General features: G+C 58.8%; 18 protein-coding genes. 11 read left to right on the forward strand and 7 right to left on the reverse strand.

All coding sequences use genetic code 11. The features are described from left to right. Positions 1-116 precede the first annotated feature (116 nt). Genes GS605_RS06600 through GS605_RS06610 form a run of 3 tightly spaced genes read right to left on the reverse strand, consistent with a single transcriptional unit; the run spans position 117 to position 3,227 of the window. Positions 117-1,520: a TRAP transporter large permease gene (locus GS605_RS06600; RefSeq protein ID WP_171723428.1), complete on the reverse strand. Its 1,404-nt coding sequence runs from the start codon at positions 1,518-1,520 to the stop codon at positions 117-119. A 3-nt stretch (positions 1,521-1,523) separates the two neighbouring features. Next, positions 1,524-2,153, reverse strand: coding sequence for a TRAP transporter small permease (locus tag GS605_RS06605; RefSeq protein ID WP_171723429.1), 630 nt, complete (start codon positions 2,151-2,153; stop codon positions 1,524-1,526). Between the two features lie 57 nt (positions 2,154-2,210). Further along, complete coding sequence (locus GS605_RS06610) at positions 2,211-3,227, reverse strand: C4-dicarboxylate TRAP transporter substrate-binding protein (protein ID WP_171723430.1); 1,017 nt, start codon at positions 3,225-3,227, stop codon at positions 2,211-2,213. Between the two features lie 428 nt (positions 3,228-3,655). Here GS605_RS06610 and acs point away from each other — a divergent pair, with 428 nt between their 5' ends. The 8 genes from acs to GS605_RS06650 all read left to right on the forward strand — a co-directional run bounded on the left by acs (position 3,656) and on the right by GS605_RS06650 (position 13,046). After that, a complete protein-coding gene (gene acs, locus GS605_RS06615) occupies positions 3,656-5,620 on the forward strand; it encodes an acetate--CoA ligase (RefSeq protein ID WP_171723431.1) in 1,965 nt (654 codons plus the stop codon). A gap of 7 nt (positions 5,621-5,627) precedes the next feature. Continuing rightward, entirely contained in the window at positions 5,628-6,311 is a 684-nt protein-coding gene (locus GS605_RS06620; RefSeq protein WP_171723432.1) for an adenylate kinase, read from the forward strand. 181 nt (positions 6,312-6,492) lie between these two features. Next, entirely contained in the window at positions 6,493-6,774 is a 282-nt protein-coding gene (locus GS605_RS06625) for a DUF4212 domain-containing protein (protein WP_170344753.1), read from the forward strand. Between the two features lie 5 nt (positions 6,775-6,779). Then, entirely contained in the window at positions 6,780-8,564 is a 1,785-nt protein-coding gene (locus GS605_RS06630) for a sodium:solute symporter family protein (protein ID WP_171633032.1), read from the forward strand. A gap of 108 nt (positions 8,565-8,672) precedes the next feature. Further along, complete coding sequence (locus tag GS605_RS06635; RefSeq protein WP_171723433.1) at positions 8,673-10,496, forward strand: DUF294 nucleotidyltransferase-like domain-containing protein; 1,824 nt, start codon at positions 8,673-8,675, stop codon at positions 10,494-10,496. 27 nt (positions 10,497-10,523) lie between these two features. Further along, positions 10,524-11,042, forward strand: a complete 519-nt coding sequence (locus GS605_RS06640) for a hypothetical protein (protein ID WP_171633037.1) — start codon at positions 10,524-10,526, stop codon at positions 11,040-11,042. A 2-nt stretch (positions 11,043-11,044) separates the two neighbouring features. Continuing rightward, positions 11,045-12,457, forward strand: coding sequence for a PolC-type DNA polymerase III (locus GS605_RS06645; RefSeq protein ID WP_171633039.1), 1,413 nt, complete (start codon positions 11,045-11,047; stop codon positions 12,455-12,457). A gap of 88 nt (positions 12,458-12,545) precedes the next feature. After that, positions 12,546-13,046 (forward strand): flavin reductase family protein, encoded by a 501-nt coding sequence (locus GS605_RS06650; RefSeq protein ID WP_171723434.1) that lies wholly within the window; start codon positions 12,546-12,548, stop codon positions 13,044-13,046. Here GS605_RS06650 and GS605_RS06655 read toward each other — a convergent pair. Genes GS605_RS06655 through GS605_RS06665 form a run of 3 tightly spaced genes read right to left on the reverse strand, consistent with a single transcriptional unit; the run spans position 13,043 to position 15,275 of the window. Then, positions 13,043-13,522, reverse strand: coding sequence for a DUF6505 family protein (locus tag GS605_RS06655; protein ID WP_171633041.1), 480 nt, complete (start codon positions 13,520-13,522; stop codon positions 13,043-13,045). The two genes, GS605_RS06650 and GS605_RS06655, sit on opposite strands and share 4 nt — an antisense overlap. Further along, positions 13,519-14,217 (reverse strand): biotin/lipoate--protein ligase family protein, encoded by a 699-nt coding sequence (locus tag GS605_RS06660; protein ID WP_171723435.1) that lies wholly within the window; start codon positions 14,215-14,217, stop codon positions 13,519-13,521. The genes GS605_RS06655 and GS605_RS06660 overlap by 4 nt, the downstream gene beginning before the upstream one ends. After that, positions 14,214-15,275 (reverse strand): Mrp/NBP35 family ATP-binding protein, encoded by a 1,062-nt coding sequence (locus tag GS605_RS06665; protein ID WP_152457717.1) that lies wholly within the window; start codon positions 15,273-15,275, stop codon positions 14,214-14,216. Before GS605_RS06665 ends, GS605_RS06660 begins: the two co-directional genes overlap by 4 nt. 122 nt (positions 15,276-15,397) lie before the next feature. Here GS605_RS06665 and GS605_RS06670 point away from each other — a divergent pair, with 122 nt between their 5' ends. Further along, on the forward strand, positions 15,398-16,126 hold the full coding sequence (locus tag GS605_RS06670) for a hypothetical protein (protein WP_171633047.1): 729 nt from the start codon (positions 15,398-15,400) through the stop codon (positions 16,124-16,126). On the opposite strand, the gene GS605_RS06675 is transcribed toward GS605_RS06670, so the two are convergent. Further along, positions 16,120-18,072 carry a 4Fe-4S binding protein gene (locus tag GS605_RS06675; protein WP_171723436.1) on the reverse strand — a complete coding sequence of 651 codons (1,953 nt, stop codon included), beginning with the start codon at positions 18,070-18,072 and terminating at the stop codon, positions 16,120-16,122. The genes GS605_RS06670 and GS605_RS06675 overlap by 7 nt on opposite strands. Before the next feature lie 263 nt (positions 18,073-18,335). On the opposite strand from GS605_RS06675, the gene GS605_RS06680 reads away from it, so the two are divergent. Together GS605_RS06680 and GS605_RS06685 are read left to right on the forward strand one after the other, a co-directional pair. Further along, positions 18,336-18,890 carry a DUF3305 domain-containing protein gene (locus tag GS605_RS06680; RefSeq protein WP_171723437.1) on the forward strand — a complete coding sequence of 185 codons (555 nt, stop codon included), beginning with the start codon at positions 18,336-18,338 and terminating at the stop codon, positions 18,888-18,890. Beyond that, positions 18,887-19,468: a DUF3306 domain-containing protein gene (locus GS605_RS06685; protein ID WP_171723438.1), complete on the forward strand. Its 582-nt coding sequence runs from the start codon at positions 18,887-18,889 to the stop codon at positions 19,466-19,468. The genes GS605_RS06680 and GS605_RS06685 overlap by 4 nt, the downstream gene beginning before the upstream one ends. Positions 19,469-19,471: the final 3 nt, after the last annotated feature.

Genomic DNA, 19,471 nt, shown 5'->3' on the forward strand with positions numbered 1-19,471 from the left:
CCCCCGCCGCGCTGCGCGCGCCTCCCCCGGGATATTTTCAGCCAGATGAAGCAGGGGATCCGAACTTCATCTGGCCACAAATATCCCGGAGCGCGAGGCAGAGCCTCGCTTCCGAGCTATCCCGCAAGCGATGGCAGGTAGAGGACAATACCCGGGAATGCCACAAGCATTGCGATGGTCAGGGCGTCCGCGATGAAAAAGGGCGTGACGCCTTTGAACACATCTTGAACACTTAGGTCCGGGCGCACACCGGCAACGACAAAGCAGTTCAGCCCGATGGGCGGTGTAATCAGGCAAAACTCGGCCATTTTGACGACCAGAATGCCAAACCAGATCGCGCACATCGGGCCGGACATTCCAAACGCGCTGTCGGCGGCACTGACGGTTTCACCACCATTCAAGGCCATTACCGCCGGATAGACGACGGGCAAAGTCAAAAGCAGCATCCCGATCGCGTCCATGAACATGCCCAACACCGCATATGCCAGCAGAATGCAGATCAGGATCATCATGGGCGACATCTCGAGCCCCGTGATCCAATCCGAGAAGGCACCCGGCAGGTCGGCGAACCCAAGAAAGCGCACATAGATCAGAACGCCCCAGATGATCGAAAAGATCATCGCCGTCAGTTTGGCGGTTTCCAAAAGCGCGGATTTGAGCTCGGCCCAGCGCATTCCGTGGAACAAGGCGAAACAGAATACGATGAAGGCGCCAATGGCACCGCCTTCCGTCGGAGTGCCCCATGCTTTTTCTCCAAACGGATTGTAGACAAAGCAAATGATGATCAGGATGACGGCGACAATCGGAATAGCACCGGGAAGAGCGGCAAAGCGCTGTTTCCAGGAAAACCCCGTGACAGGCGGACCAACGGATTTGAATATCACTGCAATCCCGACGATCAGAAGGCCGTATACAATTGCGGAAAACGCACCCGGAATGAACCCCGCCAACAGCAGCTTCCCGACATCCTGCTCGACGATGATCGCGTAGATCACTAGAATGGCCGAAGGCGGGATCAGGGAGGCCAGCGTCCCGCCCGCGGCAACCACACCTGCTGCAAAGCGTTTGTTATAGCCCACCTTCAGCATTTCCGGAATCGCGATACGGGCGAAGACGGCGGACGTCGCAACCGAAGCTCCGGACACCGCGGCGAACCCGGCTGTGGCGAAAACGGTCGAAACCGCCAACCCTCCGGGCACCCATGCGACCCAACGTTTTGCGGCCTCGAACAAAGCGCGGGTAAGCCCCGCGTAATAAGCCAGATACCCGATCAGGATAAAGGTCGGAATCAGGCTGAGAGTGTGGGACGCGACCTTGGAATGTGGCACCTGCCCCGCGGTCTTGACTGCCACTGTCAGCGCCTTGCCAAACCGTTCCGGATCGTAACCGAACTTGGCCCAGAAAATCCAAACCAGTCCGACAAGCCCTGCCAAACCCGCTGCGAAGGCAACCCGCATGCCCGCCACGACAAGGACCAGAAGGCCGCCAGTGACCCAAAGGCCAATCTCAATCGTGTCCATGTATCAGTCCTGCCCTTCGAACTGTTCGGCCTCGGCCGCCGCCTGCGCCGCTGCATCCTGTATCAACGGAACGGCCGCCGGAGTGTCCAGCCCCAGCCAGAACGCCCGACCATACCCCCAGACTTGCAGCGCAAGGCGCAGGCAGAGAACGGAAAATGCAACGGGTGCCAGCAGCTTGGCCGGCCACAAGGGTATGCCGATGTCGATCGAACTGTCCCGGCTCCACATTGGGGCGCCAAAATCAAAGGACCGGTCGAAATGAGACCAACTGCCCCAAACCAGAGCCAGCATCAGGATCAGGATCAGGACCACCGAGAGCAATTCGAACAGCCACAAAGCCCGACCGTGCAAGCGGGATATGACTATATCCATCCGGATATGCCCCCCATCACGCTGAACATATGAAATGCCCAGAAAAGCGATCAGAGGCATCGCCTGTTCGATCCAGTCCACATAGCCCGGCAAAGGAGCATTCAGTGCATTTCGACCACTGACCGATACAACGGCCAATACCATCAGTGAAAAAACCGCCAATCCGCTGATCAGTGCCAGAAACCGTTCGAGCACGAGCAAACGCTGATCCAACTGGCTCAGACGGCTGCCGTCTACCAGAACCGTGGCTTGTCCTGCCATTCCGGTGTTTCCTTGTTGTTTGTTGCCGGGCGCCTTGAAAGCACCCGGCCTTGTGGATCAGTTGCCGCCGCGCTGTTGCTTCAGCGTCGTCTGGACAAGATCGTAAAGGTCCTGCGCCGGCAGGCCCTGTGCGGTCATGTCCGCAATCCATTTTTCACGGATCGGATCAGCGGCCTTCGTGCGGAACTCTTCGATTACCGCGTCGTCGATCATGACCTTCTGGACACCCTTTTCTTCCAGGACACTGTCCCATTGTTCGAGCAAGCCGCCGTAATTCGCAAGGTAGTGATCGATCGCCTCGTCAATCGAGCTGTCCAGAGCCTCACGATGTTCGGCTGGCAGGGCCTCGTAGGCATCGATGTTGACGACAACCGGGCAGTTCACCGTTCCTGGATTCAGGTTCGCGGTCCACCAGTCCGCTTCGTTGATCGTTCCGAATGACAGGTGCGCGTGCTGGGCAAAGGCCACGGTGTCGACGACGCCCGATTCCATCGCATTGAAGGCTTCGGTCGCCGGAACCGATGTCGGCACCCCTCCGACCGCCTCGAAGGCCTGACCAAGGCCACCGGTCGCCCGGACCCGCATTCCGTCAAATTCAGCAAGTTCATCCCGCGGCTCGCCCGTGCCGACAAGGTTATACTGCGGCATTGGCGAGGTCATGATGATGCGGGCGTTCCATTGCGCCATCTCTTCCTTGACCGCTGGATGGTCGTATACTGCATGGCTTACCGCAACTTCTTCCTGCAGGTTGTTCACACCCAGAAATGGCAGTTCCAAAACGGTAATCGCCCGGTTCTTGTCGCGGTGATAGCCGGCACAGAACTGCGCCATCTCAAAGGCGCCGATTTCGATCCCGTCCAGGTTTTCCTTGGGTTTGGACAACCCGCCATAGCTGACATTGATGGTGAATTCGCCACCGGTTTTCTCGCTGACCAGTTCGGCCAGTTTTTCAACATGTTCCGTAAAGGCGCGGCGCTTGCCCCAGACGGATGCGTTCCATTCTGTCGCCGCGGCTTCGGTCACAAAAGCAACGCCAAGGGCGGCGACTGCGGCACCGCTCAACATCTTTTTCATAGTTTTGTCTCCCATAGGTGCGCCCCCTACCGAGGCGCTTGTCGATCAAGCTAGCGCCAACAATCGATTGTGCCAACCCTAACCGGGATTTGCGTATTTTGCGGAATAAGCCCCAGAAATGACCCCAAACGCCAGAAGCCTTGAGGTCACCTGTCGCTGCAACCACAATTGACACACAGCGCCTTCAATTAACGTTACTTTTAAGTGTCTGTTTTTGCATTATTTTAGCGATTCTTTTGCCAATTTTTTTACTAATATGGCCGTATTGTTAAAATTTCTTTACAAAGAAATCCAAGGATTACACCAATTTATTTATTTATTTTCAGAACGCGGTAATATTCAAACTTGGGGAGGAACAGGATCGACATTGCCTGAATGACAGGCAAAGAATCCACAAGCAATCCAGTCCAGAGGGAGGAGCCTCAAAGATGACCACCGCTGCCCAGGCAGATGCCAAGACTTATCCGCCATCCGCAGAAACCGTCGCTCGTGCGCATGTCGATGCGGCAAAGTATGCTGACATGTACGCAGCCTCAATCAGCGACCCCGACGCGTTCTGGGGCGAGCAAGGCAAGCGCATCGACTGGATCAAGCCCTTCACCCAGATCAAGGACGTCAGTTACGAGTTTGGCTCGGTCAAGATCAACTGGTATGCCGATGGCACGTTGAATGTGTCGGCCAACTGCCTGGATCGTCATCTGAAAACCCGCGGCGACCAGACCGCGATCATCTGGGAGCCGGATGATCCGAATGACCCGGCCCAGCATATCTCTTACGCAGAATTGCACCGCCGCACCTGCCGGATGGCCAACATTCTGGAATCCCTGGGCGTGCGCAAGGGCGATCGCGTGGTCATCTATCTGCCGATGATCCCCGAAGCTGCTTACGCCATGTTGGCCTGTGCGCGGATCGGCGCAATTCATTCGATCGTTTTCGCGGGCTTCTCGCCCGACGCTCTGGCAGCGCGGATCAATGGGTGCGACGCCAAGGTCGTGATTACGGCAGATGAGGCCCCGCGTGGCGGCCGCAAAACGCCGCTGAAATCCAACGCAGACGCCGCCCTGCTGCACTGCAAAGACACGGTAAAATGCCTTGTGGTCAAGCGCACCGGCGGTCAGACCACCTGGATCGACGGTCGCGACTTTGACTACAACGAAATGGCGCTTGAGGCGGACGACTACTGCGCCCCTGCCGAAATGAACGCCGAAGATCCTCTGTTCATTCTTTACACGTCGGGTTCGACCGGTCAGCCCAAGGGCGTTGTGCACACCACAGGGGGGTATCTTGTTTACGCCTCGATGACGCACGAGATCACATTCGATTATCACGAAGGTGACGTGTACTGGTGCACCGCTGACGTGGGCTGGGTCACCGGGCACAGCTATATCGTCTATGGCCCGCTGGCCAATGGCGCAACCACGCTGATGTTCGAAGGCGTGCCCACTTATCCCGACGCCTCGCGCTTCTGGCAGGTCTGCGAAAAGCACAAGGTCAACCAGTTCTACACCGCACCGACCGCGATCCGCGCGCTGATGGGTCAGGGCAATGAGTTTGTCGAAAAATGCGACCTCAGCGATCTGCGCATTCTGGGCACCGTGGGTGAACCGATCAACCCCGAGGCCTGGACCTGGTACAACGACGTTGTCGGCAAAGGCAAATGCCCCATCGTCGACACCTGGTGGCAGACAGAAACCGGCGGCCACCTGATGACGCCGCTGCCCGGTGCACATGCGATGAAGCCCGGATCGGCGATGAAGCCGTTTTTTGGCATCGAACCGGTGGTTCTGGACCCGCAATCCGGTGTTGAAATCGAAGGCAACGGTGTCGAGGGCGTTCTGTGTATCAAAGACAGCTGGCCCGGCCAGATGCGCACCGTCTGGGGCGATCATGAGCGGTTCGAGAAAACCTATTTCTCGGATTACAAAGGCTATTACTTCACGGGTGACGGCTGCCGTCGCGACGAAGATGGCGACTATTGGATCACCGGTCGTGTAGACGACGTGATTAACGTGTCCGGTCACCGCATGGGCACGGCCGAGGTGGAAAGCGCGCTGGTTGCGCATGCTGCTGTGGCCGAGGCTGCCGTGGTTGGATACCCTCATGAAATCAAAGGGCAAGGCATCTATTGCTACGTCACGTTGATGAATGATCGCGAGCCGTCGGACGAGTTGATGAAAGAGCTGCGCACATGGGTCCGCACCGAAATCGGCCCGATTGCATCTCCGGATGTGATACAGTGGGCACCTGGCCTGCCGAAAACGCGCTCGGGCAAGATCATGCGCCGTATCCTGCGCAAGATCGCCGAGAACGATTTCGGATCGTTGGGCGATACTTCGACACTGGCCGATCCGTCGGTGGTCGAAGACTTGATCGAAAACCGTGCGAATAAGTGAGGGTGTGATGGACGCTGCCACGATCACCACGCCCGCCGTTCTCATCCTTCTCGGCCCTCCGGGTGCCGGGAAGGGCACGCAAGCCCGGATGTTGGAAGAGAAATTCGGACTTGTACAACTCAGCACCGGTGACCTGCTGCGCGAAGCCGTCGCGGCCGGAACCGACGCCGGCAAAGCGGCAAAAGCCGTTATGGAAGCCGGCGATCTGGTCAGCGACGAGATCGTCATCGCCATCCTGCGCGACCGCATGGCACAGCCGGATTGCGCCAAGGGCGTCATTCTGGACGGTTTCCCGCGCACGACGGTTCAGGCCGAAGCGCTTGACAGTCTGCTGGCATCGAACAACCAGAAGATCAACGCCGCGATAAGCCTTGAAGTGGAAGACGCGGAAATGGTGACCCGTATTTCGGGCCGCTACACCTGCGCCGGCTGTGGTGAAGGGTACCACGACCAGTTCAAGAAACCTGCCGAAGAAGGCAAATGCGACAAGTGTGGCCATACCGAATTCAAGCGCCGCGCGGATGACAATGCCGAAACGGTGGCCTCGCGCCTTGCGGCGTACCACGCGCAGACGGCACCACTGATCGCCTACTATGACGGTCAGGGCGTGCTGCAGCGCACAAACGCCATGGGCAGGATCGAAGACATTGCCAATGACCTTGAAGGAATCGTTGGCGAAGTCATGAATTAGGGGGTGGATTTAGGGCCGCAAGGCTCTGATCCCAAACAGAATACTTCAAAAGACCGCTTTGGCGGACTGGAGGAGTTTTGCCTGACGTCACATGGCGTCCGGCACAAGTGAGAAGCGGCCCGACGCACTGGAGGATGTGGGCATCGGGCCGTCCAACGAGGAAGCGAAGGAGGAACCCGCGATGGCGGATCATTCAACAAACTCCGCGCAGACTGCCGAGTCCGACAAGGGCTATTGGCAGGCCAACCTGCGCCTTATCTACATCAGCCTCGCGATTTGGGCGCTGGTGTCGTTTGGATTCGGCATTCTGCTGCGTCCGATGTTGTCGGGGATCGCCGTCGGCGGAACCGATCTGGGCTTTTGGTTCGCACAACAGGGATCGATCCTGGTCTTTTTGGTGCTGATCTTCAACTACGCCTGGCGCATGAACAAGCTAGACGCCGAATACGGTGTTGAGGAGTAAACCCCATGGATCAGTTTACCATCAACCTGCTGTTTGTTGGCGCGTCCTTTGCGCTATACATTGGCATCGCGATCTGGGCCCGGGCGGGGTCCACATCTGAATTTTACGCTGCGGGTCGCGGCATCCATCCTGTCACCAACGGTATGGCAACGGCGGCAGACTGGATGTCTGCGGCTTCGTTCATCTCGATGGCGGGTCTGATTGCCTTCACCGGCTACGACAACAGCTCGTTCCTGATGGGTTGGACTGGCGGCTATGTGCTGTTGGCACTGCTGCTTGCGCCTTACCTGCGCAAGTTTGGTAAATACACCGTGTCGGAATTCATCGGCGACCGCTTTTACAGCCAGACTGCGCGTATCGTTGCCGTGATCTGCCTGATCGTGGCCTCGGTGACCTACGTGATCGGTCAGATGACCGGCGTCGGCGTGGCCTTTGGCCGCTTCCTCGAAGTGTCCAACACCTCGGGCCTGTTGATCGGTGCAGCGGTTGTATTTGCCTATGCGGTGTTTGGTGGGATGAAAGGCGTGACCTATACTCAGGTCGCTCAGTACTGCGTGCTGATCACTGCCTACACCATCCCGGCTATTTTCATCTCGCTGCAGCTGACCGGCACGCCGGTTCCGGCGCTGGGTCTGTTTGGTGACACCGCCAGCGGTGAACCCCTGCTGACCAAGCTGGATGCCATCGTGACCGAGCTGGGCTTCAATGAATACACGGCCCACCACTCGAACACGCTGAACATGGTACTGTTCACCCTGTCGCTAATGATCGGTACTGCGGGTCTGCCGCACGTCATCATGCGCTTCTTCACCGTTCCCAAAGTGGCTGACGCACGTTGGTCGGCTGGCTGGGCGCTGGTCTTCATCGCTCTGCTGTATCTGACCGCGCCTGCGGTTGGTGCCATGGCGCGTCTGAACATCAGTGATATGATGTGGCCCAATGGCGGCATCGAAGGCGGTGCTGTTACTGTTGAACAAATCGACAATGACGCACGCTATGACTGGATGGCCACGTGGCAAAAAACCGGTCTGCTGGATTGGGAAGACAAGAACGGCGACGGCAAGATCCAGTACTACAACGACAAGAATGCCGACATGCAGGCACTTGCCGAAGAAAAAGGCTGGGTTGGAAACGAGCTGACCAAGTTCAACCGTGACATCCTGGTTCTGGCCAACCCCGAGATTGCCAACCTGCCGGGTTGGGTGATCGGTCTGGTCGCAGCCGGCGGTCTTGCGGCTGCTCTGTCCACCGCTGCGGGCCTGCTGCTTGCAATCTCGTCGGCTGTGTCCCACGACCTGATCAAGGGTGCCATCAACCCGCAAATCTCGGAAAAGGGCGAGCTTCTGTCAGCGCGTATCGCAATGGCCGTGGCGATTGTGGTTGCGACCTATCTGGGTCTGAACCCACCGGGCTTTGCGGCACAAACCGTGGCGCTTGCGTTCGGTCTGGCGGCTGCTTCGATCTTCCCGGCGCTGATGATGGGGATCTTCTCGACCCGCATCAACAACACCGGCGCGGTCGCAGGCATGCTGGCTGGTCTGGTCGTCACTCTGGTCTACATCTTCCTGCACAAGGGCTGGCTGTTCATTCCGGGCACCAACTCGTTCACTGATGCAGATCCGCTGCTGGGTCCGATCAAGTCGACCTCGTTCGGTGCGATCGGTGCCATGGTCAACTTTGCAACGGCCTACATCGTTGCCGGTATGACCAAGGAGACTCCGCAGGAGATCAAGGATCTGGTCGAAAGCGTACGCATTCCCCGTGGTGCGGGCGCAGCTCAGGATCACTGAGTATGATGCGGTTGTCGGCACTTGCCTTCGGCCGCGTCTTTCGATCCACTGTTCCCGCCCGGCACACCACCGGGCGGGATTTTTTCACCAGAATACCGGAGACATCAGATGCCCCTATCCCACGATGAAATTACCCGGTTTCTGAAATCCGTTCATCCCTATGACGCGCTGCCGTCGGACACCCTCGATCAGATCGTAAAGCAGATCGAGGTCTGGGAGGTTGAGGAAGACGCCTCGGTCTATGAGCTCGGCCATTCCCTGCCCGGGGTCTTTGTGATTTATGAAGGACAGGTTGAGATCACCGACGAGAACGGCGCAGTCGTTTCTCATCTGGGGTTGCGCAATTCCTTCGGTGAACGCGGCCTGTTGAAGGACGGCAAGGCTGCGACCAAGGCCCGCGCCCATACACCATCTGTCCTGATGGTTCTGCCTCCGGATTTGGTCCGGACTTTGATCGACAACCACGACGTTGTCGCCAAATTCTTCAATCGAACCCGCGGTAATCGCAGCGGCCCTCAAAGCCTTGCGACCAGTTCGATTGACGTTCTGATGGCGCGCGATCCCGCCACCTGCCCTGCGGACACGACAGTTCAGGAAGCGGCACGCATCATGCGTGACAAACACATCTCGTCACTATGCGTGACAGATGGAGAGACGTTGCAGGGTATCGCCACCCTGCGGGACATTTCGGGCAAATTTGTTGCCGACGGGTTGCCCGTAACAACACGGATATCCGAAATCATGACTGAAAATCCCGTAACCCTCTCGCCCAGCGATATCGGCTCGGACGTTCTGCATATCATGATGGAGCGCGGCATTGGCCACATCCCGGTTTCCGAAGGCGGTCGTCTGGTCGGGATCGTGACGCAGACCGATCTGACCCACTATCAGGCCGTCAACTCGGCCGAGTTGGTTGGTCGGATCGCAAAGGCCGACAGCGCAGAAGAGATGGCGAGGGTGACGGCGGAAATTCCGCAGTTGCTGGTTCAGTTGGTTGCCGGCGGGAACCGGCACGAGATCGTCACGCGGCTGATCACCGATATTGCCGACACGGTTACCCGTCGCCTGCTGAAATTGGCCGAAACTGAACTGGGCCCGCCGCCTGTACCCTATTTGTGGCTGGCCTGCGGCTCACAGGGACGGCAAGAACAAACCGGCGTATCGGATCAGGACAATTGCCTGATGCTGGATGACAGCGTCACCGACGCCGATATGTCCTATTTCACCAAACTGGCCAAATTCGTCTCTGACGGGCTGGACGTCTGCGGGTACTTTTACTGCCCCGGCGACATGATGGCGACAAATCCGCGCTGGTGTCAGCCGGTTCGTGTCTGGCGCGACTATTTCAAGGGCTGGATTGCCAAGCCAAACCCCGAGGCGCAAATGCTGGCTTCGGTCATGTTCGACCTGCGCCCCATCGGCGGCGCATTTGAGTTGTTTGCCGACCTGCAAGCCCACACTCTGGCAGCGGCCAGGGCAAACTCGATCTTCGTCGCACACATGATTTCGAACTCGCTGAAGCATACGCCCCCACTGGGCCTGCTGCGCGGTTTCGCGACGATCCGCTCGGGTGAGCATCGCAATACGCTGGACCTGAAACACAACGGAGTTGTGCCCGTCGTCGATCTGGCGCGCATCTACGCGCTGCAAGGCGAGCTGACCGAGGCCAACACCCGCGCCCGCCTGAAAGCCGCCGAGGCCAGCGGCGTGCTCAGCCCTTCTGGTGCGCGTGACCTGCTGGACGCCTATGATCTGATCGCGGAAACGCGGCTCGAACATCAGGTTCGGCTGGTTAAGTCCGGAGCGATGCCCGACAACTATCTGCCACCGTCTGAATTGTCGGACTTTGAGCGAAGTCATCTGCGTGATGCTTTTGTGGTGGTAAAAACGATGCAATCGGCAGTTGGCCACGGCAAGGGAATGCTGGGCTGACATGCGACTGACCAACGGAGAGACCACATGTTTCTGGAACTGATCGGCACGGTTTTTGCGGGGATCGCATTTGCCGGAATCGTTCTTCTGCTGAACAAGCTGACCGGAGGGCGCCTGCCGAAATGGACAACGCCGGTTGCGGCCGGTCTTGGAATGATCGCGATGACCATCACCAGCGAATATTCCTGGTACGATCGCACGCGCGACCAACTGCCTGAAGAGATGACCATCGTGCAAGAGGTCGAAAGCCGCGCGTTTTATCGCCCCTGGACCTACGCGGTGCCGTTCGTTGACCGGTTTGCCGCAATCGACACCGTATCGGTGCGCACAAACGAAAACGTTCCGGAACAACGGCTTGTCGATCTTTACTTCTTTGGCCGCTGGGCTCCGGTTTCGAAACTGCCGGTGGCCGTGAATTGTGCAGAAGGCCGCCGCGCCAACCTGGCGGATGGTGCCGAATTTGCCGAGGACGGGCGTCTGGTGAACGCTGACTGGATTGCAGCCGGAACCAATGACCCCGTCATCGCAGCCACTTGCGGGGTTTGATCATGCTGACCGGTTTGAGTTTGAGGCTCAGGATTTTTCTGTTTTTCTGCCTCCTCGCCCTGGGCGGGGTTGCCATCAGCGCCACCGCTCTCTGGATCACCTATTCCCGTGCGGGAAACCCCGGTCTGCTGAATGATTTCGTCTTCGCCGAAATCCTGATCGGATTTGGATTTCTGGCACTGGTCGCGGGTGTTTGGCTGCTGTTCGACGACAACGTCGCCAAACCGATCGAACGGCTTTCCGCCCAGTTGCGTGCCCGTGCACATGCCGGTGTAAGCACCGACCTGGACATGCAGGCCGCGCGGTATCTGGGCGATCTTGCCCCGGCTGCGGCGGGATTGGCGGAACAACTGGCCTCGAACGCCATGCGCACAGCCGAGGCCGTGGCCGCCGAAACCGCGCATCTGGCCGCAGAAAAACAGCGCCTGACCGCGCTGCTGACGGAAATTCCGGTGGCCATGCTGCTGGCCAGTCCGAAACATCAGATCGTTCTGTACGACGGGCAGGCCGCCGAGGTTCTTGCCCAGATCGCGCATCCTCGTCTGAACGCATCTCTTTTCGAATACCTCGAAGCCACCGGCCTGACAGACGCATATGCCAAGATGTGCAAAACCGGAAAGGACGTCTATTGCACCCTGTCCAGCGTGGACGGGCGGCAGACATATTCCGCCCGGATGAAACCCTTGGGCGATGCACCCGGATATATGCTTGTCTTCGAAGACAGCGCGACACACATGTCGCCGGACGATGCCCGCCCGCTGGTCTATGATTTCGAACTTCTCAATAAACCGGGGGATGATGCGTTCGAGAACCGCCCCCTGACGGATCTGTGTTTCGTGGTTTTTGACACGGAAACAACCGGTTTGCTGCCTCACAAGGATGAGATCGTACAGATCGGCGCAGTGCGCGTTCTGAATGGTAAAATCGTTCAGGGTGAGCATCTGGACATGCTGGTTGATCCCGGCATTCCGATTCCCCCGGCCTCGACCAAGGTACACAAGATCAGCGATCGTATGGTTCAGGGGGCGCCCGATATCGCCGAAGCCGGACGCGTATTCCATCAGTTTTCGCGCGACGCCGTGATCGTGGCGCATAATGCCCCGTTCGACATGGCGTTTCTGCGCCGCCATGCCAAACGGATGGGTGTCGAGTGGGATCATCCGATACTCGACACGGTCTTGCTGTCTGCGGTGCTGTTCGGGGCAAGCGACACGCACACACTGGACGCCTTGTGTGAACGGTTGGAAATCACGATCCCCGAAGCGTTGCGCCATACCGCACTTGGCGATGCGATTGCCACGGCCGAGGCATTGATAAAGGTGCTGCCGATCCTGCAAGCACGCGGTCTGACGACTTTTGGCGAGGTGATTATGGAAACCCGCAAACACGGTCGTTTGCTGGAAGATCTGAACTGACGGTATAAATTGCACCCGGCAGTCAGCTTTTCATGGACAATCCGGGCCACGCATGGCACCTGATGCGCGGCCAAGGATTAAGCGCGCAATGACCGAAAAGACCTTTAGACCGACCCCGGATCAAAGCCCCGCCTTTCGGGAAGCGCTGGGATGCTTTGGCACCGGTGTCACGGTGATTACCGCGCAATCCGACAATGGCCCGCGCGCCATTACGGTGAATTCATTTGCCTCAGTCTCATTGGACCCGCCACTGGTCCTGTGGTGTCTGGCCAAGGAATCTTTCCGATTCGATACGTTCAGTACCTGTGATCTCTATTCGATCCACGTCATGGCACAGGATCAGCAGGATCAGGCGTTGCGGTTTGCACGCGATGGGGTGGATTTCTCACATGCAGACTGGACCGCGGATGAGGCCGGGCGCCCACATCTGGCCCAGTGTCTGGCCCGGTTCGATTGCCGCCTTCATGCCCGTCATGACGCCGGGGATCATCTGATCATCGTGGGTCAGGTAGATCAGGTCATGTATCGCACCGGCAAAGGGCTGATCTTCAAACGCGGGCAGTTCGGCGGGTTTGTCGACCTGATCTAATCGTCCAGCGACCCGTGAACCGCCAACGCCTCCAACTCCGCGTCCTGCGGAGTGATCACGCGAAAGGCTTCGTGCACGCCTGTCTCTGTCAATTCCCTTGCGACGGTCAACAGCGTGTTGGCCGGATGGTCTTCACACAACTCTGACATGTGGTCGATTTCAGCTTGCGCAACGCCCAATGCGGCCTCGACCGAGGGTGCGCCATAGAACTGCACAAAATGTTCGGCCAGATTACGCGTAATCTGATCTTTCTCTGCGGCTTCGATCTGCGTCACGGCGACGAAAGTCACCCGGCCAAAGGTTTCCAACCCCAGCCAGCCATTCGCAAATGCCTGTCGTGCCTTGCCTTCAAGATCGCCCTGCCCCCAGTTGGAAAACTCAAACCCACCCGAAACGCACCACTCTCCGGTGCGCGCCGGCGAATGAAACACGTTCATGTCGCTTTCGTCGAAATGGATCGCTCGGGCCAGTTTCATTCTCGGTTCTCCAACATGTCAGTCAGGGGGCGCAGATGTGTATCGACCCCATCGCGGATCAGCATCCCGAAGCGTTCATCCGTTCCAAGGAATACGCCACCATCGATCAGCGGTTCGCCCACGCTGCGCAGCAGGCCCATCCATTCGGCGTGCAAGGACGCGTTGCCATCCTCCTGCCAACGGTTGAGCCAGGTCAACATGTGTCGTGACCAGCTTTCCACCAGCTGCGTTGCAGAAACCTCGGCACAGCCTTCATCGTACAGCGCTGTGATATCAGGGGTTTCACCCGGCGCATCACTTGTTTGCAACAGCGCCAGCTCCCAACCGACGACCAGCCAGTCCGGCTCTTCCTCGGGCATTGATGTTGACGCAGCCGCGCGGAACCGGCCGCACCGCGCCCCGTTCACGCAAATCAGACCATCCCAACCCAGATGCACCGCAACCTCTGGCGGGGCCAAAGCGCCCAGCGCGTTCTGGAATCCCACAGCACAAAGCGGCAGCATCGCCACCGCATCTTGCAACAGTACCTCGGGGGCAAAAACAATTGCCACGCGCAGGAAATCCGCCTGAATATTGTAGACAACCGTACCCGCATCACAGCCCAGCGCAGCCATGGCCTGCGCGCGCTCGAACGGGTCTTCGCCGCCCTGAACCGGGTGGCCCGTCAGCAAGGGTGGGAAAACCGGCTGGCTCATGCGTTGCCTTTGGCGATCATGTCGCGGGCGATCTTGCGGAATGCCTCGGCCTGCGGGCTGTCAGGTTTGCTGACCACGATGGGCGCGCCTCCGTCAGCGGCGACACGGATGTCCAGATGCAAGGGGATTTCACCCAACAATGGCACGCCCAGCGCCTCTGCCTCGGACTTGACACCACCATGACCGAAAACATGTTCTTCGTGCCCACAGTTCGAACAGATATGCGTGGACATGTTTTCGATCATCCCGACAATGGGTGTCTTGAGCTGGTTGAACATGTCGATCCCCTTGCGGGCATCAATCAGGGCCACGTCCTGCGGCGTTGAAACGACAATGGCACCATCCACCTGGAACTTCTGGCTCAGCGTCAGTTGCACGTCACCGGTGCCGGGCGGCAGATCGACGATCAGAACATCCAGCGCGCCCCATTGCACCTGGCTCATCATCTGTTGCAGCGCACCCATCAGCATCGGCCCGCGCCAGACAACCGCCTGACCTTCGTTGGTCATCAAACCCATCGACATCATGGTGACGCCGTGGTTGCGCAGCGGCAGGATTGTCTTGCCGTCAGGGCTGGCCGGACGGCCCGAGACACCCAACATCCGGGGTTGCGACGGCCCGTAAACATCCGCGTCCAGCAGACCTACACGCCGGCCTTCCGCAGCCAATGCGCAGGCAAGGTTGGCCGAAACGGTGGATTTGCCAACCCCACCCTTGCCGGAGGCAACGGCGATGATCCGGTCCACACCCGGCACTGCCTGCGGCCCGGTTTGCGATGGCTTGGGCTTCGGTTTCAGATCCGGCGGTGCCTTGTCGGAATGCGCGGTCATCAAGGCCGAAACATTTGCCACGCCTTCCACCATCTGAGCGGCCTTTTCAGCCGTGGCGCGGACGGGTTCCATCTTTTCCGCATATTTCGGGTCGACCTCAAGCACGAAGCGTACCGTGTCGCCTTCCACGTTCAAGGCGCGCACGATGCCTGCGCTTACGATGTCCTGCCCGGATACCGGGTCGGTGATCTTTTTCAGGTTCGCCAGAACCGCGTCACGAACACTCATGCTTGTTCCCCTTGATCCGCCCTGCTGACAGGGGCGTGCGTATCGACTCGCCGCTCATTGCACGTGTCTCCGTCTTTGTCTGTACATTTGACGCATCCCGCCCCGCGAAGTTACGTTGAGCCATGCGCTTTGTCCTCTTGTGCCTGAGCCTGACGCTCTCTGCCACCCCCTCTTGGTCACAAGAGGCGATTGGCCTTGCGGCCCCGGCAGAGGTTAAAGACTCTGGCCTGTTGCAACATATCCTTCCTCGCTTCTCTCTCAAGACCGGGATCCGTGTTATTGCAGACGACGCCGGGGTCATGGCGCTGGAAACCGCGCCGCCCGGTGATCCGGTCTTTGCCCGCGACGGTGTGATCTATCACCTGCGTATCGAAGACAGTGACCGCCAGGCCCGTTTTCTTGAATGGCTGAAGTCGGATATCGGCAAGCGCACGGTGGAAAGCTTTGCCCCGGCAGACGGAGGGCCCTACTCTGCCAATTTTGATATTGTCGAGGTTGAGTCCGGTGACATCGTCGAGGGCGACACCCAACTTGGCGAAGAACTTTCGATGACTCATTGCGGGCGCTGTCATGTCATCGGGCCAAGGAACCGCATGAATGGCCTGGGGTCGACGCCCTCTTTCGCCGTTCTGCGCGCAATGCCCGACTGGTCGCAGCGATTCGAAGCGTTTTTCGCCCTGAACCCCCACCCCGCATTCACACAGATCGACGGTTTGACACCGCCTTTCGATCCCGAACGCCCATCTCCTATTCACCCGGTTGAGATGACATTGGACGATCTTGACGCGATCCTGGCGTTCGTATCGCGCATCGACGCTGCGGATCTGGGTGCACCCTTGAAACTTCAGTGATCCTTTCTGTCTGAATAGTAATCCTCGGTCGTGACGACCCGGGGCTTGGGTTTTGATTGGAAAGGATTGTCTTGCTGTTGGAACTGCACGTTCACCCGGCAATTGTCACACATCTGGATCATCCGCGCCTGATCCGACGTCGCGAACATCGGATGTGTGCCCGACAGCTTCTCCATGATCCGCTCAACCGTGGATTTCACGCCGAACAATGCCCCGCATTCCACGCAGGCAAAAGGTTCTTCTTCGTTCAGAACCTGCTGTGACAGGGCCGCATCGCTGAGATCAAGTTGTGGAACAAGCGTGATCGCATCCTCGGGGCATATGGTCTTGCACATCCCGCATTGCAGACAGGCATCTTGCTGGAAGTTCAATTGCGGCTTGTCCGGATTGTCGATCAACGCACCGGATGGGCACAGCGACACACAGCTGAGACACAGGGTGCAGCTGTCGGTATTCACTGCAACCGCCCCGTAAGGCGCATTTTCGGGCAGCGGCAAAGGCGATTCAGCCTGCGGGTTCAGCGCCTGTGCTGCCAGCCGTGCGATTTGCCGGCGATTGCCCATAGGCAAGACCGGATCGGACAAAGGCCGGGGCACCGCTTGCCCGTACAGCAGATCGGACATCGCATCGGGGTCCGCTTCGTCAATCAGGCCTATACACTCGGGGCCTGCAATGGCATGTGCCAATTCAAGCTCGCGGTTCAGCGCCTCGCGTTCAGTCGTCGGCGCCAACAGCACGTCCACCCGAGCGAACCCATGCGCCAGAGCAGCCAGCATCTCGGCATGGCCAAAGCCAGATATCACGTTCAATTCCAATGGGATCACGTCCGAAGGTAATCCACGCCCGAAACGCGCCGCCAACCGGATCATTTCGGCCCCGTGGGCGTCATGTACAAGCAGCCGAGGCGCGGTGCCGCCGGCCCGTCGATAGGTACGGGCCAGAATATGCATCCGCGACAGCAGCGCCGAAACAGGCGGGTCTTCATAGGTTATGGCCGTTGAAGGGCACAGCGCGGCGCAAGCACCACAGCCTGCACATACCATCGGGTCAATCGCCACATGCTCGCCCGCCGGGGAAATCGCACCGGTTGGGCAGATATCCAGACAGTTGGTACAGCCCACCTGCTCGGCCCGGGAATGGGCACAGAGGGTTTCTTCCACGCGCACATAAAGTGGCTTTTCGAATGTCCCCACCAATTGCGCGGCTTCAAAAGCCAGGCGTTCAACGGAAACCGCATCCCTGGGATCAGCCCGCAGATAGCCTTCACGCTTGGCCGGGGCCTGAACAAAGGGCGTTTCTCCTGCCAGATCGATGACAATGTCACACGATGAAAGCGCACCGTCCTTTGGATCGGTCCAAGCAAACGCGCCGCGCCCACCGGGCACGACCTGCTGAAGCGCGTCCAGACGCAACGAAAACCCACCAAGCGCACCGGAAACCGATCGAAGCTGCCCCCGTACCACGTCATAGGCGCGCGAGAGGGGCTCTGACAAATCGGTCGTCATGACGGTCACTGCCAACGAATCCGCCAAACGCTCTGCCAGATCAAAGGCCACCGCACCGGGCCCGATGATGAAACAGGTGCCTTCACTGAAGACATCCACGCTGGGTGTGACCGGTTGCGCCAGAACGGCCTCGGCCGCCAATGCCGCCATCTTGGGGGTCGCATCCGCACCTTGGTCAGACCACCCGGCCCGATCGCGCAGATCGACAAATCCGGGCACGTCGATATTCAGGTCTTCGGCCAGTGACCTGAAAACGTCATCCTCTTGCGCACAAGCGATGACGGTATCACCTTCTTTCATCAAGGCAGCTGCGGACTGCAACTCATCGGTACAAAGCGCGGTATGCAACCTGGAACAGGCAACGCCGCAGGCGCTTTCGATCTTGTCCGGATCGATTGCCTGTGCTCCGGCGCAATCACATAGCAGTAGTTTCGTGGCCATATCCTCTCCTCGGGCAACCGCCCCGGTTCCATGCACACTAGGCTGTACCCCTGGGAAAGCAACTTCAACCCCTTGCCGCGTTTCCTGCACAGGGTTGAATTTCGGCAATAAATGCCACGAAACACAAGCATTCACAGGACCTGCTCACGCAGTTGCTACCCTGGACTACGACCAAAGTCGTAGAGCTTAGGCTTGGCACACAGCTAGTTTGTGTACCATAGTGGACTTGGAAAGGCAGGGGAGAGCCTTTCGGGGAGGAGCCAGTGGCGAAGGCCGCAAGCCAGACTGAAATGCCGGTTGGCGTCATCGTGCGCAAGACACCCGGGGTCACACGGTGGGCCCGGTGGAACTGGAGCGCTGTGGCCCTTTTACCCGGCGCAGGGCCGGCCGACTGGCAGGAACTGCGCCGCGAAGGCGATGCCGTCGAGTATCACGCGGCCACCCTGCCCCTGACGCTCTGGGCAGATGAAACCGAAGCCTACATGGTTAACTTGTCGGATGGGCAGCCTTCGCTGTACCTTGTGCTGCGGGACGAACTGAAAGGCGAAACTCCCCTGAATGCAGTTTTGATCACCGCCTCTCCGTTCGAGGGGCAGGATTACGCGGATACCGGTGAAGAAATTGTCGAGAAGATCCCGATGACCGAAGGGCTGATTGCCTGGGTTCGCGATTTTACTCTGAAACATCATCAGCACGAAGTGTTCGTCAAGCGCCGCCGCGACAAGAAGCGGACAGATCTGGTTGAAGACGGCAAGGGTGATGCTCGTATCCGGCAGACGTCGGACGTGTATCGCGCCCCGAGAAAGGCGCTGCAATGAACCGGCCCGATGATTTCTGGTCTCGCCGAAAGGCCGCCGTTCAGGCCGAAGCCAAGGCCGAGGCACTGGCCCTTGAAGAACAGGTGATCGCAGAACGGCAAGCGGAGCTGGAAGAAAAGGATGACGCCGAGATCCTCGCCGAGTTCAACCTTCCTGACCCAGAGACCCTGCAACCCGGCGACGATGTTTCGGGCTTCATGGCCAAGGCCGTGCCTGATCGCCTGCGTCGTCGTGCTTTGCGTCGGCTGTGGCGGCTGAACCCGGTTCTGGCCAATGTCGACGGGCTGGTTGATTACGGCGAGGACTACACCGATGCGGCCTGCGTGATCGAAAACATGCAAACCGCCTATCAGGTTGGGAAAGGTATGCTGGCACATATCGAAGCACTGGCGATCGACGCGGAAGAGGCCAAAGACGATGCTGCTGAAAGCGAAGCCGATACGCGCGCTGAACCCGAGGCCGCGCCGGTCGAACCCGATACCGAGCCCGAACCGGTTTCCGTCGCCCGCGCGGACGAGCCGGAAGAAATCGACCTTCCCCCGGCGCCACGTCGAATGACATTTGAATTTGAAGGATGACCG

It is taken from the genome of Ruegeria sp. HKCCD7559, from assembly GCF_013110575.1.
In the GTDB taxonomy this organism is placed as follows: Bacteria; Pseudomonadota; Alphaproteobacteria; order Rhodobacterales; family Rhodobacteraceae; genus Ruegeria.

Coding starts and splice junctions, on each gene's coding strand:
- GS605_RS06600 (WP_171723428.1), bottom strand. CDS start 1,520: ATGGACACGATTGAGATTGGCCTTTGGGTCACTGGCGGCCTTCTGGTC.
- GS605_RS06605 (WP_171723429.1), bottom strand. CDS start 2,153: ATGGCAGGACAAGCCACGGTTCTGGTAGACGGCAGCCGTCTGAGCCAG.
- GS605_RS06610 (WP_171723430.1), bottom strand. CDS start 3,227: ATGAAAAAGATGTTGAGCGGTGCCGCAGTCGCCGCCCTTGGCGTTGCT.
- acs (WP_171723431.1), top strand. CDS start 3,656: ATGACCACCGCTGCCCAGGCAGATGCCAAGACTTATCCGCCATCCGCA.
- GS605_RS06620 (WP_171723432.1), top strand. CDS start 5,628: ATGGACGCTGCCACGATCACCACGCCCGCCGTTCTCATCCTTCTCGGC.
- GS605_RS06625 (WP_170344753.1), top strand. CDS start 6,493: ATGGCGGATCATTCAACAAACTCCGCGCAGACTGCCGAGTCCGACAAG.
- GS605_RS06630 (WP_171633032.1), top strand. CDS start 6,780: ATGGATCAGTTTACCATCAACCTGCTGTTTGTTGGCGCGTCCTTTGCG.
- GS605_RS06635 (WP_171723433.1), top strand. CDS start 8,673: ATGCCCCTATCCCACGATGAAATTACCCGGTTTCTGAAATCCGTTCAT.
- GS605_RS06640 (WP_171633037.1), top strand. CDS start 10,524: ATGTTTCTGGAACTGATCGGCACGGTTTTTGCGGGGATCGCATTTGCC.
- GS605_RS06645 (WP_171633039.1), top strand. CDS start 11,045: ATGCTGACCGGTTTGAGTTTGAGGCTCAGGATTTTTCTGTTTTTCTGC.
- GS605_RS06650 (WP_171723434.1), top strand. CDS start 12,546: ATGACCGAAAAGACCTTTAGACCGACCCCGGATCAAAGCCCCGCCTTT.
- GS605_RS06655 (WP_171633041.1), bottom strand. CDS start 13,522: ATGAAACTGGCCCGAGCGATCCATTTCGACGAAAGCGACATGAACGTG.
- GS605_RS06660 (WP_171723435.1), bottom strand. CDS start 14,217: ATGAGCCAGCCGGTTTTCCCACCCTTGCTGACGGGCCACCCGGTTCAG.
- GS605_RS06665 (WP_152457717.1), bottom strand. CDS start 15,275: ATGAGTGTTCGTGACGCGGTTCTGGCGAACCTGAAAAAGATCACCGAC.
- GS605_RS06670 (WP_171633047.1), top strand. CDS start 15,398: ATGCGCTTTGTCCTCTTGTGCCTGAGCCTGACGCTCTCTGCCACCCCC.
- GS605_RS06675 (WP_171723436.1), bottom strand. CDS start 18,072: ATGGCCACGAAACTACTGCTATGTGATTGCGCCGGAGCACAGGCAATC.
- GS605_RS06685 (WP_171723438.1), top strand. CDS start 18,887: ATGAACCGGCCCGATGATTTCTGGTCTCGCCGAAAGGCCGCCGTTCAG.